The organism is Streptomyces flavotricini (assembly GCF_020639365.1).
GTDB classification, from domain to species: domain Bacteria; phylum Actinomycetota; class Actinomycetes; order Streptomycetales; family Streptomycetaceae; genus Streptomyces; species Streptomyces flavotricini.
In genome coordinates this window covers 3,760,216-3,775,964 of the sequence record NZ_JAINUL010000001.1, presented here as the reverse complement: position 1 = coordinate 3,775,964, position 15,749 = coordinate 3,760,216, and the positions used below count along the sequence as shown (strand labels likewise).

Sequence of the window (15,749 nt, the reverse complement as noted above, 5' to 3'; positions counted from 1 at the left end):
GAACGTGGACCGCCAGGTCAGTAGCGGCGCGTGATCAGGGCGCGCTTGACTTCCTGGATCGCCTTCGTGACCTCGATGCCGCGGGGGCACGCGTCGGTGCAGTTGAAGGTCGTGCGGCAGCGCCACACGCCGTCCTTGTCGTTCAGGATCTCCAGCCGCTGCTCTCCGGCCTCGTCACGCGAGTCGAAGATGAAGCGGTGGGCGTTGACGATCGCCGCCGGGCCGAAGTACTGCCCGTCGTTCCAGAACACCGGGCACGACGAGGTGCACGCCGCGCACAGGATGCACTTCGTGGTGTCGTCGAACCGCTCGCGGTCCTCCGCCGACTGCAGGCGCTCACGCGTCGGCTCGTTCCCCTTGGTGACGAGGAACGGCATGACGTCGCGGTACGCCTGGAAGAAGGGCTCCATGTCGACGACGAGGTCCTTCATCACCGTGAGGCCCTTGATGGCCTCGACGGTGATCGGCTTCTCCGGGTTGATGTCCTTGATCAGCGTCTTGCAGGCGAGCCTGTTCTTGCCGTTGATCCGCATCGCGTCGGAGCCGCAGATGCCGTGCGCGCACGACCGGCGGAAGGTCAGCGTGCCGTCGAGGTCCCACTTGATCTTGTGGAGACCGTCGAGCACGCGCTCCTTCGGGTCGATCTCGATCTGGAAGTCCTGCCACTGCGCCTCGTCCGAGATCTCGGGGTTGAAGCGGCGGATCCGGAAAGTGACCGTGATGTACGGGGAGGCCGCGGCCGCCTCTTCCATCTTTTCCAGGGTGGGGGTAGCCATCAGTACTTACGCTCCATCGGCTGGTAGCGGGTCGTCACGACCGGCTTGTAGTCGAGCCGGACCGAGTCCGAGCCGTCGGCTCCGACCTCGCGGTACGCCATGGTGTGGCGCATGAAGTTGACGTCGTCGCGGTTCGGGTAGTCCTCGCGGTAGTGACCGCCGCGGGACTCCTTGCGCGCGAGCGCGGACACGGCCATGACCTCGGCCAGGTCGAGCAGGTTGCCCAGCTCGATGGCCTCCAGCAGGTCCGTGTTGAAGCGCTTGCCCTTGTCCTGGACGGACACGTTCTTGTAGCGCTCGCGCAGTTCCGCGATCTTCTCGACCGCGGTCTTGATGGTCTGCTCCGTACGGAACACCATCACGCAGGCGTCCATCGTCTCCTGGAGCTCCAGGCGCAGGTCGGCGACCCGCTCCTTGCCCGTGGAGTTGCGCAGGTGCTCGACCATGTCGACGACCTGCTGCGCCGGGTTCTCGGGGAGCTCGACGTAGTCGTTCTCCTGCGAGTACTTCGCCGCGGCGATGCCGGAACGCTTGCCGAAGACGTTGATGTCCAGCAGCGAGTTGGTGCCGAGGCGGTTGGCGCCGTGCACGGAGACGCAGGCGACCTCGCCGGCCGCGTACAGGCCCGGGACGACGGTGGTGTTGTCGCTGAGGACCTCACCCTCGACGTTCGTCGGGATGCCGCCCATGGCGTAGTGCGCGGTGGGCTGGATCGGGATCGGGTCCGTGTACGGCTCGATGCCCAGGTACGTACGCGCGAACTCGGTGATGTCCGGGAGCTTCGCGTCGAGCTGCTCCGGCGGCAGGTGCGTCAGGTCCAGGTACACGTGGTCACCGGCCGGACCGCAGCCGCGGCCCTCGCGGATCTCGGTGTAGATGGAGCGCGAGACGACGTCACGGGACGCGAGGTCCTTCATGACCGGCGCGTACTTCTCCATGAAGCGCTCGCCGTCCTTGTTGCGGAGGATGCCGCCCTCACCGCGGGCGCCCTCCGTCAGCAGGATGCCCATGCGCCAGATGCCCGTCGGGTGGAACTGGAAGAACTCCATGTCCTCGAGCGGCAGGCCGCGGCGGTAGCAGGCCGCCTGGCCGTCACCCGTGAGGGTGTGCGCGTTCGAGGTCACCTTGAAGAACTTGCCGGTGCCGCCGGAGGCGTAGATGACGGCCTTCGCCTGGAACACGTGGATCTCGCCGGTGGCGAGCTCGTACGCGACCACGCCGGCCGACTTCTTGACCCCGTCCTCCTCGACCAGCAGCTGGTCCAGGACGTAGAACTCGTTGAAGAACTCCACGCCCTCCTTGACGCAGTTCTGGTACAGCGTCTGGAGGATCATGTGGCCGGTGCGGTCCGCGGCGTAGCAGGACCGGCGGACCGGCGCCTCGCCGTGGTTGCGCGAGTGGCCGCCGAAGCGGCGCTGGTCGATGGTGCCGTCCGGGGTGCGGTTGAACGGCAGGCCCATCTTCTCCAGGTCGAGGACGGCGTCGATGGCCTCCTTCGCCAGGATCTCGGCGGCGTCCTGGTCGACCAGGTAGTCACCGCCCTTGACCGTGTCGAAGGTGTGCCACTCCCAGTTGTCCTCCTCCACGTTCGCCAGCGCGGCGGCCATGCCGCCCTGCGCCGCGCCCGTGTGGGAGCGGGTGGGGTAGAGCTTCGTCAGCACGGCGGTGCGGCTGCGCTTCGTCGACTCGATGGCGGCGCGCATGCCCGCGCCACCCGCGCCGACGATGACGGTGTCGTACTTGTGGATCTTCATTGGTTTCGCCTCAGCCCCGTTGCCTAGCGGATGTTCGGGTCGAAGGTGAAGATCACCAGCGTGCCCAGAATGATGGTGAACACCGTGGCGGTGTAGAGCAGGCCCTTCAGCCACAGCCGCGTGTTGGCGCGCTCCGCGTAGTCGTTGATCACGGTACGCAGACCGTTGGTGCCGTGCAGCATGGCGAGCCACAGCATCAGCAGGTCCCAGACCTGCCAGAACGGGGACGCCCAGCGGCCGGCCACGAAGGCGAAGCCGATCTTGGACACGCCGCCGTCCAGCACCAGCTGGATGAGCAGGTGGCCGATGACGAGGACGACGAGGACGATGCCCGAGAGGCGCATGAACAGCCAGGCGGCCATCTCGAAGTTGCCGCGGGTCGAGCGGGGCGTCTTGCCCGTGCGCTTGCGCGGGGCCTCGATGTACGGCGCCGGGTTGTCGACGTCGTAGAGGCTTACGCCCTCCACGTCGCCGATGGCCTGGGCGGAAGAAGTGTCAGAAGACATGGGTGTCACTTCCCGAACAGTTCGGCAGCTGCGTGGCCCAGGACGGGGTACAGGGCCCCGATCATCAGGATGATCCAGATGATCATGACGCCCCAGAGCATCTGCTTCTGGAGACGGGGGCCCTTGGACCAGAAGTCCACGGCGATCACACGGAGACCGTTGAGCGCGTGGAACAGGATGGCGGCCACGAGGCCGTACTCCAGCAGCGCGACGATCGGAGTCTTGTAGGTAGCCACGACATCGTCGTACGCCTCGGGAGAGACGCGGACGAGAGCGGTGTCGAGGACGTGTACGAACAGGAAGAAGAAGATGAGGACGCCGGTGACTCGATGAGCCACCCAGGACCACATTCCTTCCCGGCCGCGGTACAACGTTCCAGCCGGCACGGAAAACCCTCCGGAAGCGGGGCGGGGGCCAGCCGGCTTCTTTGTCGGTCGGGCCCGGCCGGGTACGGTCCTCCGGCCCCGGACATCGTAGCGACGCTTTGTCGGTTCCCTCGCGCCGGGTCCATCGGTGTGATCAAACAGGCACGGACGGGCTATCCCACAGGGGCGAATAGCCCTGAATCCTCGGCGTTTACCCCGTCCTGGGAGGTCAGCCAGTGTGTCAGGTCGGCGAGCCGCACCTGGGCGAGGCGGCGCAGCTCGTCCGCCGAGATCGACCGCTCCTCGTCCGCCTCCAGTCCCATCCGCCGCCGGATCGCGGCGAGCAGCTGGTCCGCCTGCTCCTCCGGGGGGTGCCCGTCCAGGCAGATCACGAAGACGTGGCCGAAGTTGCGCTCGTACTCGGCGTGGGCGGCGTCGAGCGCCAGCAGCGCGGCGTACGGGGCCCCGTGGTCCAGCTCGACCGGGACCTCCGAGGCCAGCGCCTCGCTCAGGTCCGCCTGGGAGAGGTCGTACGAGGCCTCGTCGGCGGCGGCCAGCAGCACGCCCGGGTCCGGGTACGGGCGGTGCCTGGCCACCCGCTGCGCCCAGCGCCTGCTCCCGCAGCAGTGCAGCAGCACGGCCTCGGCGGCCTCGGGGGAGAGGGCGTTGAACCGCGCCAGTCCGGAGCCGGGGAGGGGATCGGAGCTGCCGCGGACCTGTGCCGGAAGGTGGCTGGACAGCGGGGGGCTCCTCGGGGCGTGGCGTGGGTGTACCGCCACGCTAGCGACGCCGGGCCGGGTGTGTCGTACCGATCCGAGGTTTTCACCCGGAAGTGAGCCGAAAGGATGACGGGCGTGTCGAGGGAACGGCCTGGTGGGGGAGGGAGGAAGACGACCGAGGCCGCCACCCCCCACAGGAGAGGCCCCGGTCGCCGTCCGTACGGGCTCGTGCGACAAGCCCGTACCCCTGTCAGCGCCGCGAGTGCGTTTTGTGTCACACCCCGCTTCGCGCACGATTGGTTGCTCCCCGTACAACTCGTGGACGAAGGTACTTGAAAGCCGTAACGTGCTGATTTGCGCCACAGGTACAGGACAGTGAAACGGTTGGGGACTTTGCTGGGGGACGACGCGGAGCTGACCGCCGCGGTGCTCGCGGCACAGGGCGGCGACGAGAGCGCGTTCCGGTCTGTGTACCGCGCCGTGCACCCGCGCCTGCTCGGTTACGTACGCACGCTCGTCGGAGACGGCGACGCGGAGGACGTGACCTCGGAGGCGTGGCTGCAGATCGCCCGCGACCTGGACTCCTTCACGGGCGACGCCGACCGCTTCCGCGGCTGGGCCGCCCGCATCGGCCGCAATCGCGCGCTCGACCACATCCGCATGCGCGGACGCCGTCCCGCCATCGGCGGCGACGAGACCGAGCTGACGGGGCGCGCCGCCGACAGCGACACCGCCGGCGAGGCGATGGAGGCCCTGTCGACCGGCCGGACCATGGCGCTGATCGCCCAGCTTCCGCAGGACCAGGCCGAGGCCGTGGTGCTCCGCGTGGTCGTCGGCCTCGACGCGAAGACCGCGGCGGAGACCCTGGGCAAGCGGCCCGGGGCCGTACGCACCGCGGCCCATCGGGGCCTGAAGAAACTGGCCGAGCTGATCGGCGCGGACGGCGGCTTCGCGCCGGAGTCGGATCCGGGCTCGGATCCGGTGGACCCGGTCGGTCATAATGCCGGTGGCCAGGCGCGGGACGGCGGGGGCGGGAGGGATCTCGACGCGGTGCCCGCCCAACGCGGCCGGGGCGGCGGTCTCGTACGGCAAACCGGTGTGACGCATTCACGTTGGCGGACGCAGAAGGACATGTGATGGCCGACGAGCGCAACAGGTGGCTGGACCGGGCCGCGGCGGAACGACTGCTGAGCGGCGGCCAGGCCGTACCTGGCGGCGACCGGAGCGCCCGCGAAGCGGAGGCCCGGCTCAGGGCCGCCCTCGACGTGCTGGCCGCGCAGCCGTGCGCCGGTGCGGAACTGTCCGGCGAGGCCGCCGCGGTGGCCGCCTTCCGCGCGGCGCGGGGCGGTGCCGGGGCTCCCGGGATGTCCGGCACATCGGCGGTGCCGGGGCTGTCGGGGCCGGCCGGCCCGGCCGGCGGCGACACCTCCCCCCTCGTGGAACTCGGCAGGATCCTTCCTCTCGCGGCCCCCGTGTCCCCGGCCCGGCGCGGCCGCCCGGTGCGTTTCGGGCTCGTCGCCGCGCTGGCGGGCGTCGCCGTCGGAGGCCTCGCGGTCGCCGCGGGGGCCGGGCTGCTGGACCGGAGCACGCACGATTCGGCGGGTCCCGTACCTGCGGTCTCCCTCAGTGCCGACGAGAACCCGTCGCCGCCCGGCGACACCGGCGGCCCGACCCCGGGCCTGCAGCTGCGGCCCACCCCCTTCCGGGGAGCCGACGGAGTGCAGCCCAGCCCCGGCGGCGGGCAGGCGCCCGGCGGCCTGGACTCGGGCGCGCTGCAGGGATTCGGAACCGGAACGGTGACGGGCCCCGACGCGGCGTCCGGCGGCGGCGCCGACCCGGACGGCCGGGACGGCAAGGGCACGCCGGACGGCAAGGACGCGCTCGCCGGCGGGACCACCTCGCTGAAGGACGGGGACGGGCAGACCCGCCTAAAGGCGGTGGATCTGTGCGAGGCCTACCGCTCGGGGGAGATGAACCCGGACCGCCGGGACAAGCTCTCGAAGCTGGCGAAGGGCCTCGCGCGCATCCCGCACTTCTGCGAGGAACTGCTCGACGGGCCGGTCAGGAGCACCACTCCGACCGTTCCGCGCGGTTCGGACAGCGGGGGCGAAGTGCTCAAGGCCCCGACGCTGGCCCCGGCCAGTCCGGGGATCTCGGCGCCCGCCCGGCTGCCGTCGCGCTGAGGCTCCAAGGACCCGACGGCGGTTTCCGGCCACCTTTCGGGTGGTCCGTACGGGCGCACCGGGAAGGTTCCGGGCGACGTCATGAGCGGGCTGTAACACTTTTCGAACCTGCGGCGCAGTACATATCGAGCCGACTGGTCATCGGCCGCGCATGAGCCGGGGTTCCCCCCGTACCCCTGGGCTCTGCGCACCCGGCGCGGGCAGGGTTCGTTCCCCCGGCCCTGCCCGCGCCCTTTACTTCACAGACCGGATCACCGGGGACACCGGGATCACCGGCACCGCCCGGCCATCGGGGATCACCAGTAGACGACGACCTTGTCGCCGACCTGCACCTGCTCGAACAGCGACGCGAGCTTGCCCTTGTCCCGGACGTTCACGCAGCCGTGCGAGGCACCTGCGTAGCCGCGGGCCGCGAAGTCGGCGGAGTAGTGCACCGCCTGGCCCTGGCTGAAGAACATCGAGTACGGCATCGGCGTGTGGTAGATCGTCGACGTCCAGTCCTTGGCCTTCCACTCCACCTTGAACTGGCCCTCACGGGTCGGGGTGTTCTCGGAGCCGAAGCGGACGTCCATCGTGGAGACGATCTTGCCGTCGATCATCCAGGCGAGCGTGCGGCTCTCCTTGCTGATGCACATGACGCGGCCCGTCATGCAGCGCGGGTCCGGGGCGTCGACCTCGTTGACGGTCGGCGGGCGCAGCTCGTCGGCGGTGGGCTTCTTGCTGACGCTCTGGACCTTCTTCCAGGTGGCGTCGTCGACCGCGCCGGAGGCCGTCAGGCCGTTCTTCGACTGGAAGGACTTGACCGCGGCGGTCGTCTTCGAGCCGTAGAAGCCGGTCGGCGCGACCGTCATGTACTTGAGCTGCTTCAGGCGGGCCTGGAGCTCGCGCACCTGCTCGCTCTCGTCGCCGTTCGCCATGATGGCCTTGACCGTCGGCGAGGGGGACGCGGACGGCGAGGCCGACTGCGAGGCGGACGCGGAGGGCGAGGGCGAGGGCGAGGCGTCGGCGGGCTTGTCGTCCGTGGACGGGGAGGTTTCGGGGGTGGAACCCGCCGCGGACGCGGACGGAACCTTCGAAGCGGAGCCGGCCGGCTCCGTCTTCTGGGGCCCGCAGGCGGTCGCGGCGAGCGCGACGGCGGTGGCCACCCCGAGCGTGCGGATTATGACTCTCTGGCGAAGCATTGCAGTCCCCCGATTTCTACGTCGTGTATGTAGGTGATGCCTGGCGGGCGTGGACAGTTGCAGACGGTCCAGGGATGTTGCGCCATTGTGACCAGCGGCCGTCAGACGACAGCCGGAGCCGCCGCGGGGAGTTGTACCAGCCCCGAGCCCGTTTGCTCCATGGAGGGTTTGGTCACATGGCGAGTACCGAGAGCGGGATCCCGATCGAACCCGTGTATGGGCCGGGCGATCTGACGGGATGGGATCCCGGGGTCAAACTGGGTGAACCAGGGGCGTATCCGTACACGCGTGGTGTCTACCCGACCATGTACACCGGCAAGCCGTGGACCATGCGGCAGTACGCCGGGTTCGGGACGGCGGCCGAATCCAACGCACGGTACCGGCAGCTCATCGCGGGCGGCGGCACCGGACTGTCGGTCGCCTTCGACCTCCCGACGCAGATGGGACACGACTCCGACGCGCCCCTCGCCCACGGGGAGGTCGGCAAGGTCGGCGTCGCCGTCGACTCCGTCGACGACATGCGGGTGCTCTTCGACGGCATCCCGCTCGACCGGGTCTCCACGTCCATGACGATCAACGCACCGGCCGCGCTGCTGCTGCTCATGTACCAGCTGGTCGCCGAGGAGCACGGGATCACGGGCGCCCGGCTGACCGGCACCGTGCAGAACGACGTGCTGAAGGAGTACATCGCGCGGGGCACCTACATCTTCCCGCCCGGCCCCTCGCTGCGGCTGACCGCGGACACCTTCCGGTACTGCAAGGCCGAGATCCCCCGCTGGAACACCATCTCCATCTCCGGCTACCACATGGCCGAGGCCGGGGCCTCGCCCGCGCAGGAGATCGCCTTCACGCTGGCGGACGGGATCGCGTACGTACGGACCGCGCTGGCCGCAGGGATGGAGATCGACGAGTTCGCCCCGCGCCTGTCCTTCTTCTTCGTCGCCCGCACCACGCTGCTGGAGGAGGTCGCGAAGTTCCGGGCCGCGCGCCGGATCTGGGCCCACGTCATGCGCGAGGAGTTCGGCGCCCGGGACCCGAAGTCGCTGATGCTGCGCTTCCACACCCAGACGGCCGGGGTCCAGCTGACGGCGCAGCAGCCCGAGCTGAATCTCGTACGGGTGGCCGTGCAGGCGCTGGCGGCGGTGCTGGGCGGCACCCAGTCGCTGCACACCAACTCCTTCGACGAGGCGATCGCGCTGCCGACGGAGAAATCGGCCCGGCTGGCGCTGCGCACCCAGCAGGTGCTCGCGTACGAGACGGACGTGCCGCACACCGTCGACCCCTTCGCCGGCTCGTACGCGGTGGAGCGGATGACGGACGAGGTGGAGGAGGCGGCGCTCGCTCTGATGCGGCGGGTCGAGGACCTGGGCGGGGCGGTGGCCGCGATCGAGGCCGGCTTCCAGAAGGGGGAGATCGAGCGGAACGCGTACCGCATCGCGCGGGAGACGGACGGCGGCGAGCGCGTCGTGGTCGGCGTCAACCGCTTCGCGCTGGAGCAGGAGGAGCGGTACGAGCCGCTGCGCGTCGACCCGGAGATCGAGGACCGCCAGCGCGAGGCGCTGGCGGCGCTGCGCGCGGAGCGCGACGGGGAGGCGGTGGCGGCGGCGCTGGACTCCCTGCGCGAGGCGGCGGCGGGCACGGCGAACGTGCTGTATCCGATGAAGGAGGCCCTGCGCGCCCGGGCCACGGTGGGCGAGGTCTGCAACGCGCTGCGGGAGGTGTGGGGGACGTACGAACCGACGGATTCCACATGGTGACGTATTTAATGGAAAGCGTCGGCCACGACAGGAGCAACCCTATGGGACACTCCTGCCCATGCTGGGAGTCATCGATCTGCCGACCTATCTCGTCGGGCTCATATTGATCATTTTGCTGCCGGGGCCGAATTCGCTGTACGTGCTCTCCGTCGCGGCCCGCCGCGGGGTGCGGACCGGGTACAAGGCCGCCGCCGGGGTGTTCACCGGCGACGCCGTGCTCATGGCGCTCGCCGCCGCGGGCGCCGGGGCGCTGCTCCAGACCAGTCCGGTGGCCTTCGGCGTCGTCAAGCTGCTCGGCGCCGGGTACCTGACCTGGCTCGCGGTCGGGATGATGCGCGGGGCGTGGGCGCTGTGGCGCTCGCGGGCCGAGCGGGAGGAACGGGCCGCGGCCCCGCCCGCGGGCGAGGCCGCCGAAGGGGAGCGGCCGTACCGCCGGGCGCTGCTGATCAGCCTCTTCAACCCCAAGGCGATCCTGTTCCTCGTCTCCTTCTTCGTGCAGTTCGTGGATCCCTCGTACGCCTACCCGGCGCTCTCGTTCCTGCTGCTGGGGGCGCTGCTCCAGCTCGGCAGCTTCCTGTACCTGACCGTGCTGATCTTCAGCGGGACCCGGCTGTCCGCCGCCTTCCGCCGCCGCAAGCGGCTCTCGGCCGGGGCCACCTCGGCGGCGGGCGTGCTGTTCCTCGGCTTCGCCGCCAAGCTCGCCGTCAGCTGAGCGCTGTCCGGAGGGCCGGGTCGGACAGGCCCCGGCCCGGCCTGTCCGGCGGCCGCCGTCACCGGGCGCGGGTCGCGCGCAGCCGCTTCAGCCGGCGGACCACGCGGCGGACGGCCGGGCTGTGCGGCAGGAAGGACAGCTGGGCCGGGATGCCGCCGGGCAGCCCGAGGGTGGTCAGCCGGCGGCGCTTGAAGTAGCGCCAGGTCCGGTCGTCCAGATGCGCGGCCAGGTGGCGTTCGGCCTCGGTGCGCCGCGCCGCCAGGATCTGCGGCTGCATGGTGAACCCGACGGCGGTGAGCAGCCCGGTCAGCCGGTCCCGGTTCTCCTCGGGGCCGGGCGCGGTCCAGCCGGCCACGGCCGCGGCGTCCGCGAGGGAGGGCAGCAGCGCGTCCACGATCGTCAGCGGGATCCGGTTGCTGTTCTGGTAGGGGGTGAGGCGGGCCAGTATGGCCTCGGTCCCGGTGCGCGCGACGGGCAGTCCGTACAGGGTGGCGGCGGTGAGCAGCCCGGTCGAGAAGCATCCGACGACCAGCGCCGGGCGCAGCCGCTGGTAGAGGGTCTCGGCCAGGACCGGGGTGGACATGACGGTGAGCCGGGCGCCGAGCCGCTCCGCCTCCGCCTCGGCGCGGCGCGAGTACGCTGCCGGGGCGCTGGGGTGCGGTTTGAAGACGAGCTCGCGGTGGCCGAGGGCGCACGCGCCCCGGACCATCTCCACGTGGAGTTCCTCCTCTTCCTGCGGGGAGAGCAGTTCGAGCGCGGAGAGGTACTGGCCGAGCAGCAGCGCCGGGGCCTCTGCGACCCCGTCGAGCTCGGGCCCGTACGAGGGCAGCTCGGCGAGCACCTTCAGGAACGCGGGGGCCGGGACCAGCTCCGGCCGTACGTCGAACTCGGTGAGCAGCAGCGGTTCCAGACCCGGCACCAGGTCCAGGTGCAGTACGCGGCGCACGCGCATGCCGAGCTGCGGGTCGAGGCGGAAGCGGGTGGGGCCGTAGCTCATCAGCCCGTCGGCGTAGACATCGACGGCGGCGCCGGGGAACAGCGTGCACAGGGTCCGGGCGGGCGGGACCTGGATCGACTCCACGATGATCTCGACGCGGTCCTCGCCCAGTCCCCAGATCGCCCGGAGCTGCCGCTCCCACAGCGGAACGTCCTCGGGGCGGGGGGCCCAGGCACTCGGGTGCTGCGGGGCGATGGCGGCGTTCCAGTCGAGCACCTCGTCGAAGCGGGTGCGCAGCGCTGCGAAGCCCGGCATGTCGGCGAGGCCGGGGGAGACCTCGGCGGTGAGGGCGTGGTTGCTGGTGAGCAGGATGCGGCGGCGGGCCGGCGGGAAGCTGCCCGCGTCGATGCCGGCGGCGAGCGTGGCCGTCCCGTAGAGGGTGGAGGCGAGGAAGATCTGCGTGCAGGGGGTGTGCCGAGTCGTCATCAGAGCGTGGCTCCCGCTCGTGCGGGCCGGCGGCGCAGGCGGCGCAGCACTCCGGCGCGGTCGGCGTCCATCGCGTTCAGGGCCTGGTCGAGTACGTCCTGGGGCATGCGTCCGAGCGCGGCCGTGCTCATCGAACGGAGTTTCCTGGCCACGGCCGGTTCGTACCTTTCAATGGTCCCGATATGGTGCGCGATAATTGCACAATATGTTCGGACGGCTTTCGGGAGCAGAAGATCACTTTCCCGGTCTTCGGCCGTATCGGCCAGGACCTGGTCGAAAGCCTTGATGAAATCGAGCTGGCGCTCGTCTTTGATCTGCGTGAGCGAGGTGGCGACACCGCGCCGGTAGAAGATCCCCGGCAGTCCGACCGCCGCGAACGATTCGGCGCCCCGGTGCAGCCGCCAGATCCACGGCCGGTCCTCCGCCGTCCGCAGCCCGTCGGTGAAGTGCAGCAGCCCGCGGTCCAAAAGCCGCCGGTGGTACATGCCGGCCCAGGCGTACGGGTAGTCGACCGAGGTGGCCCGGGAGGCGGGCAGGATCCCGGCGCGCGGATCGCCGACGACCAGCTGCGGGCCGTACGGGACGCGCTGCACGCTGCGGGTGCGGCCGGTCACCTGGACATGGTCGTTGCGGACGAAATCGCAGCTCAGGGCCTCTATGGCGGCCAGCGTGCGGGCCAGGTGGCCGGGCGCCAGCCAGTCGTCGCCGTCCAGGAACGTGACGTACTCGCCGCGCGCCGCGTCCAGGCCGGTGTTCCGGGCGGTGGCCAGGCCGCCGTTCCGTTCGTGTCTGAGGAGCACCGCCCCCGGCAGCTCGCGGGCCGCCCGCTCCAGGAGTTCGGGCGTGCCGTCCGTCGAGCGGTCGTCGACGAGCAGGAACTCGAAATCGTCCCGGGCGTTCAGTTCGAGGCTTTTCAGGGCATCGGGTGCGTATGTCTGCACGTTGTAGAACGGCACGACAACAGAGAGCTTGAGCACCTGCGAGACATTAAGGCGTTGGCCGGCATTCACCATGGCTCGTACGCGGATTCCATGTGAACGAAGCGGGGCGGGCGCGTTAACCGGTGCGGTTTCGCATGACGTAGACGGGTTGTTAACCCGCTGTTGTGCATTCGTTGGGCCGATCACCGAAATTGCGGAATAGCTTCTGCCGGGTGCCAGCCAGCAATCGCGCAGCATCTCGCAGCCATCCCCGGACCGCCCTCCGCGTCGCCGTACTCGCCGATTCCGATACACGGTGGAAATGGGGCGCACTCACCGCCCGCCGCCTCGCGACGCAGCCGCACCTCACCGGGTTCCTGCTCCGCGGCCGGGCCACCCCGACCGCCCGCCAGCTCGGCGAAGTGGGCGTCCGGGCGGACCGGCTCTCCGAGGTGACCTGCGCACAGTTCCTCGCGGAGATCGAGCGCGAGAAGTACGACGTCGTCGTCCTCGCCCTCGTCGGCGGGGCCGTACAGGCCGTCCTGCACGGGGTCCGCGCACTGTGGCCCGAGCCGGCCGACCGTCCCGTGCTCGTCACCGGGTACGTGGGCGTCGTGTACGAGAAGCTCGCCGACGGGCTGCTGCTGCGCCACGGGGCCGACCTCGTCCTCGCCAACTCCCGGTACGACGCGGGACGCTTCCGCGCGGTCTACGAGGGCGTCGGCGCGGACGCCGGCGCCGTCACGCAGACGGCACTGCCCTTCCTGGACGGAGCGGCGTACGAGAAGGCCGGCAGCCGCGCGCACACCGTGGTCTTCGCCGTCCAGCCCTCCGTCCCCGAGAGCCGCGCCGACCGCGCCCACCTGCTGGAGCGGGCCGCCCGGCACGCCCGGCTGCACCCGGAGCGCGAGGTGCTGATCAAGCTGCGCAGCCGGCCCGGGGAGCACACCACGCACCTGGAGGAGCAGCCGTACCAGCGGCTCGCCGAGCGGATCCCGGGCGGACTGCCCGCCAACTGCCGCCTGGTGTACGGGAACATGGGCGAGGTCCTGGACGGCACCGACCTGCTGGTCACCGTCTCCTCCACGGCCGCCCTGGAGTCCCTGCACCGCGGGATCCCGACGGCGGTCCTCACCGACCTCGGCATCCGCGAGGTGCTCGGCAACCACCACTTCCTCGGCTCGGGCTGCCTGGCCTCCTGGGACCAGCTCGACGCGGGGCTCCTGCCGCAGGGCGACCCGCAGTGGCTGGCCGACCAGGGCGTCACGGGGGCGCCCGGCTCGGCCGGTGCGTCCGGCGCCCGGGACCCCTTCGCCGCAGCCCGCGCCCGGCTCGGCGAACTGCTGGACCTCCCGGTGCTCCCCGCCGTCGCCCCCTACTACACGCAGACCACCGCGCCCGGGTACCTGCCCGGGATCCTGGCCCGCCACCACCTCGCCCCCGACGGCACCCCACTGCCCGGCGCCCTCCGCGAGAGCGGCGGGGAGTCCCGGCTGCGCCGCAGGCTCCGCGCGCACCTGCGCGACGCCGCCCGCGGGGCGTACCGGCACGGCGTCCAGCGCGTGGCCCCGATGATCCGCCGGATGGGGGAGCTGTGAGCCCCCGCGCGAGCGCCGCCGCCCGCCCCCGCGTACTGGCCGTGATCCCGGCCCGGGGCGGCTCCAAGGGGGTCCCGGGCAAGAACCTCGCCGAAGTGGCCGGAGTCCCGCTCGTCGTACGGGCCGTCCAGGCCTGCCGGGGTGCGGCCACCGTCACCGACGTCGTGGTCTCCACCGACGCCGACCCCATCGCCGACGCCGCCCGCACCGCCGGCGCCGACGCGATCCGCCGCCCCGCGGCGATCTCCGGGGACACCGCGAGCAGCGAGGCCGCCGTGCTGCACGCGCTCGACGCCTTCGAGGAACTGCACTCCCTCACGGTGGACGTCGTCCTCCTCGTCCAGTGCACCAGCCCCTTCCTGACCTCCTCCGACGTCGAGTCGGTCGCCGCCGCCGTCGCCACCGGCGCGGCCGACTCGGCCCTGACCGTCGCCCCCTTCCACGGGTTCCTCTGGCGGGAGGCGGCCGAACGCGACGGGAGGACCGGCGTCGGCGTCAACCACGACAAGGCAGTCCGCCCCCGCCGCCAGGACCGGCCCCAGGACCTGCTGGAGACCGGCGCCGCCTACGCCATGGACGCCGCCGGCTTCCGCGGCGCGCGGCACCGCTTCTTCGGGCGGACCCTCCCCGTCGCCACCGACCCCGCACGGGTCCTGGAGATCGACGACCCGCACGACCTGGCGCGCGCCCGCCTCCTCGCCCCGCTGTTCACCTCCCCCGGACACCCCCACGCACCGAACGAAGGACCTCAGCTGCCATGACCGTCGCCACTCCCCACTCCCGCCTGCGCACCTTCGGCTCCCGCACCGCCGGCCCCGGCCGCCCCGTGTACGTCGTCGGTGAGATCGGCATCAACCACAACGGCGACCTCGGCAACGCGTTCGCCCTCATCGACGCCGCCGCCGAAGCGGGCTGCGACGCCGTGAAGTTCCAGAAGCGCACCCCGGAGATCTGCACGCCGCGCGACCAGTGGGACATCGAGCGCGACACCCCCTGGGGCCGGATGACGTACATCGAGTACCGCCACCGCGTGGAGTTCGGCGAGGCCGAGTACCGCTCCATCGACGAGCACTGCGCCAAGCGCGGCATCGACTGGTTCGCCTCCCCGTGGGACACCGAGGCCGTCGCCTTCCTGGAGAAGTTCGACGTCCCCGCCCACAAGGTGGCCTCCGCCTCCCTCACCGACGACGAGCTGCTGCGCGCCCTGCGCGCCACCGGCCGCACCGTCGTCCTGTCCACCGGCATGTCCACCCCGCGGCAGATCCGCCACGCCGTGGAGGTGCTCGGCAGCGACAACATCCTGCTCTGCCACGCCACGTCCACGTACCCGGCCAAGGCGGAGGAGCTCAACCTGCGGGTGATCAACACCCTCCAGGAGGAGTACCCCAACGTCCCGATCGGCTACTCCGGCCACGAGACGGGCCTGCAGACCACCCTCGCGGCCGTCGCCCTCGGCGCCACCTTCGTCGAACGCCACATCACCCTCGACCGCGCCATGTGGGGATCCGATCAGGCCGCCTCCGTGGAGCCCGGCGGCCTGGCCCGCCTGGTCCGCGACATCCGCACCATCGAGACCGCCCTCGGCGACGGCGTGAAGCGCGTCTACGACTCCGAGCTCGGCCCCATGAAGAAGCTCCGCCGGGTCCGGGGCGAGCTCGCCTCGGTCTGACCCGGTACGACGCCCCGACCCGCCGCCCCTGACGAGGAGTACGTGGTGACCCCCTCCGCCTCCACCCTGGCTTTCGTCGAGAGTCCGGTCCAACTCCTGAACGTGCTGGAGTGGGCGCACGCCGAGGCCGCGACGACGCCGGGCGGCGCCCCGCTGCTCGGCGCCGTCCCGCGCCAGCCCGGCCGG

The 15,749-nt window shown here is 71.2% G+C and carries 14 protein-coding genes and 1 pseudogene; 7 read left to right on the top strand and 8 right to left on the bottom strand.

The window, feature by feature from the left end; translation table 11 throughout:
- Window positions 1-17: 17 nt before the first annotated feature.
- The 5 genes from K7B10_RS16890 to K7B10_RS16870 form a co-directional block, all read right to left on the bottom strand.
- On the bottom strand, window positions 18-776 hold the full coding sequence (locus tag K7B10_RS16890; protein WP_229336824.1) for a succinate dehydrogenase iron-sulfur subunit: 759 nt from the start codon (window positions 774-776) through the stop codon (window positions 18-20).
- A complete protein-coding gene (gene sdhA / locus K7B10_RS16885; protein ID WP_229336822.1) occupies window positions 776-2,530 on the bottom strand; it encodes a succinate dehydrogenase flavoprotein subunit in 1,755 nt (584 codons plus the stop codon). Before sdhA ends, K7B10_RS16890 begins: the two co-directional genes overlap by 1 nt.
- A gap of 23 nt (window positions 2,531-2,553) precedes the next feature.
- Window positions 2,554-3,036 carry a succinate dehydrogenase hydrophobic membrane anchor subunit gene (locus tag K7B10_RS16880; RefSeq protein WP_030865242.1) on the bottom strand — a complete coding sequence of 161 codons (483 nt, stop codon included), beginning with the start codon at window positions 3,034-3,036 and terminating at the stop codon, window positions 2,554-2,556.
- A 5-nt stretch (window positions 3,037-3,041) separates the two neighbouring features.
- Window positions 3,042-3,422, bottom strand: a complete 381-nt coding sequence (gene sdhC, locus K7B10_RS16875) for a succinate dehydrogenase, cytochrome b556 subunit (RefSeq protein ID WP_078621959.1) — start codon at window positions 3,420-3,422, stop codon at window positions 3,042-3,044.
- 152 nt (window positions 3,423-3,574) lie between these two features.
- Window positions 3,575-4,180, bottom strand: coding sequence for a 2-oxo-4-hydroxy-4-carboxy-5-ureidoimidazoline decarboxylase (locus K7B10_RS16870; RefSeq protein ID WP_372481426.1), 606 nt, complete (start codon window positions 4,178-4,180; stop codon window positions 3,575-3,577).
- Window positions 4,181-4,513: 333 nt separating this feature from the next.
- Between K7B10_RS16870 and K7B10_RS16865 the strand changes: the two genes are divergently transcribed.
- Together K7B10_RS16865 and K7B10_RS16860 are read left to right on the top strand one after the other, a co-directional pair.
- Window positions 4,514-5,257, top strand: coding sequence for an RNA polymerase sigma factor (locus K7B10_RS16865; RefSeq protein ID WP_229345155.1), 744 nt, complete (start codon window positions 4,514-4,516; stop codon window positions 5,255-5,257).
- Entirely contained in the window at window positions 5,257-6,303 is a 1,047-nt protein-coding gene (locus tag K7B10_RS16860; RefSeq protein ID WP_229336820.1) for a hypothetical protein, read from the top strand. Before K7B10_RS16865 ends, K7B10_RS16860 begins: the two co-directional genes overlap by 1 nt.
- A gap of 296 nt (window positions 6,304-6,599) precedes the next feature.
- Here the strand turns inward: K7B10_RS16860 and K7B10_RS16855 are convergent, their stop codons facing one another.
- Window positions 6,600-7,484, bottom strand: coding sequence for a L,D-transpeptidase family protein (locus tag K7B10_RS16855; protein ID WP_267501410.1), 885 nt, complete (start codon window positions 7,482-7,484; stop codon window positions 6,600-6,602).
- 176 nt (window positions 7,485-7,660) lie between these two features.
- Here K7B10_RS16855 and K7B10_RS16850 point away from each other — a divergent pair, with 176 nt between their 5' ends.
- The gene (locus K7B10_RS16850; RefSeq protein ID WP_229336817.1) at window positions 7,661-9,241 is read left to right on the top strand and encodes an acyl-CoA mutase large subunit family protein; all 1,581 of its coding nucleotides are present in this window, start codon (window positions 7,661-7,663) and stop codon (window positions 9,239-9,241) included.
- Window positions 9,242-9,299: 58 nt separating this feature from the next.
- Window positions 9,300-9,953 (top strand): leucine efflux protein LeuE, encoded by a 654-nt coding sequence (gene leuE / locus K7B10_RS16845; protein ID WP_229336816.1) that lies wholly within the window; start codon window positions 9,300-9,302, stop codon window positions 9,951-9,953.
- 58 nt (window positions 9,954-10,011) lie between these two features.
- Here the strand turns inward: leuE and K7B10_RS16840 are convergent, their stop codons facing one another.
- Together K7B10_RS16840 and K7B10_RS16835 are read right to left on the bottom strand one after the other, a co-directional pair.
- Entirely contained in the window at window positions 10,012-11,376 is a 1,365-nt protein-coding gene (locus K7B10_RS16840) for a polysialyltransferase family glycosyltransferase (RefSeq protein ID WP_229336815.1), read from the bottom strand.
- Complete coding sequence (locus K7B10_RS16835) at window positions 11,376-12,353, bottom strand: glycosyltransferase family 2 protein (RefSeq protein WP_229336814.1); 978 nt, start codon at window positions 12,351-12,353, stop codon at window positions 11,376-11,378. The genes K7B10_RS16840 and K7B10_RS16835 overlap by 1 nt, the downstream gene beginning before the upstream one ends.
- A gap of 176 nt (window positions 12,354-12,529) precedes the next feature.
- Between K7B10_RS16835 and K7B10_RS16830 the strand changes: the two genes are divergently transcribed.
- The 3 genes and pseudogenes from K7B10_RS16830 (at window position 12,530) to K7B10_RS16820 (ending at window position 15,563) form a co-directional block, all read left to right on the top strand.
- The gene (locus tag K7B10_RS16830) at window positions 12,530-13,894 is read left to right on the top strand and encodes a DUF6716 putative glycosyltransferase (protein WP_229336813.1); all 1,365 of its coding nucleotides are present in this window, start codon (window positions 12,530-12,532) and stop codon (window positions 13,892-13,894) included.
- A pseudogene (locus K7B10_RS16825) lies at window positions 13,891-14,604 on the top strand (acylneuraminate cytidylyltransferase family protein); the annotation flags it as partial. The gene K7B10_RS16830 and the pseudogene K7B10_RS16825, both read left to right, overlap by 4 nt.
- 47 nt (window positions 14,605-14,651) lie before the next feature.
- Window positions 14,652-15,563 carry an N-acetylneuraminate synthase family protein gene (locus tag K7B10_RS16820; RefSeq protein ID WP_229336812.1) on the top strand — a complete coding sequence of 304 codons (912 nt, stop codon included), beginning with the start codon at window positions 14,652-14,654 and terminating at the stop codon, window positions 15,561-15,563.
- Window positions 15,564-15,749 lie beyond the last annotated feature (186 nt).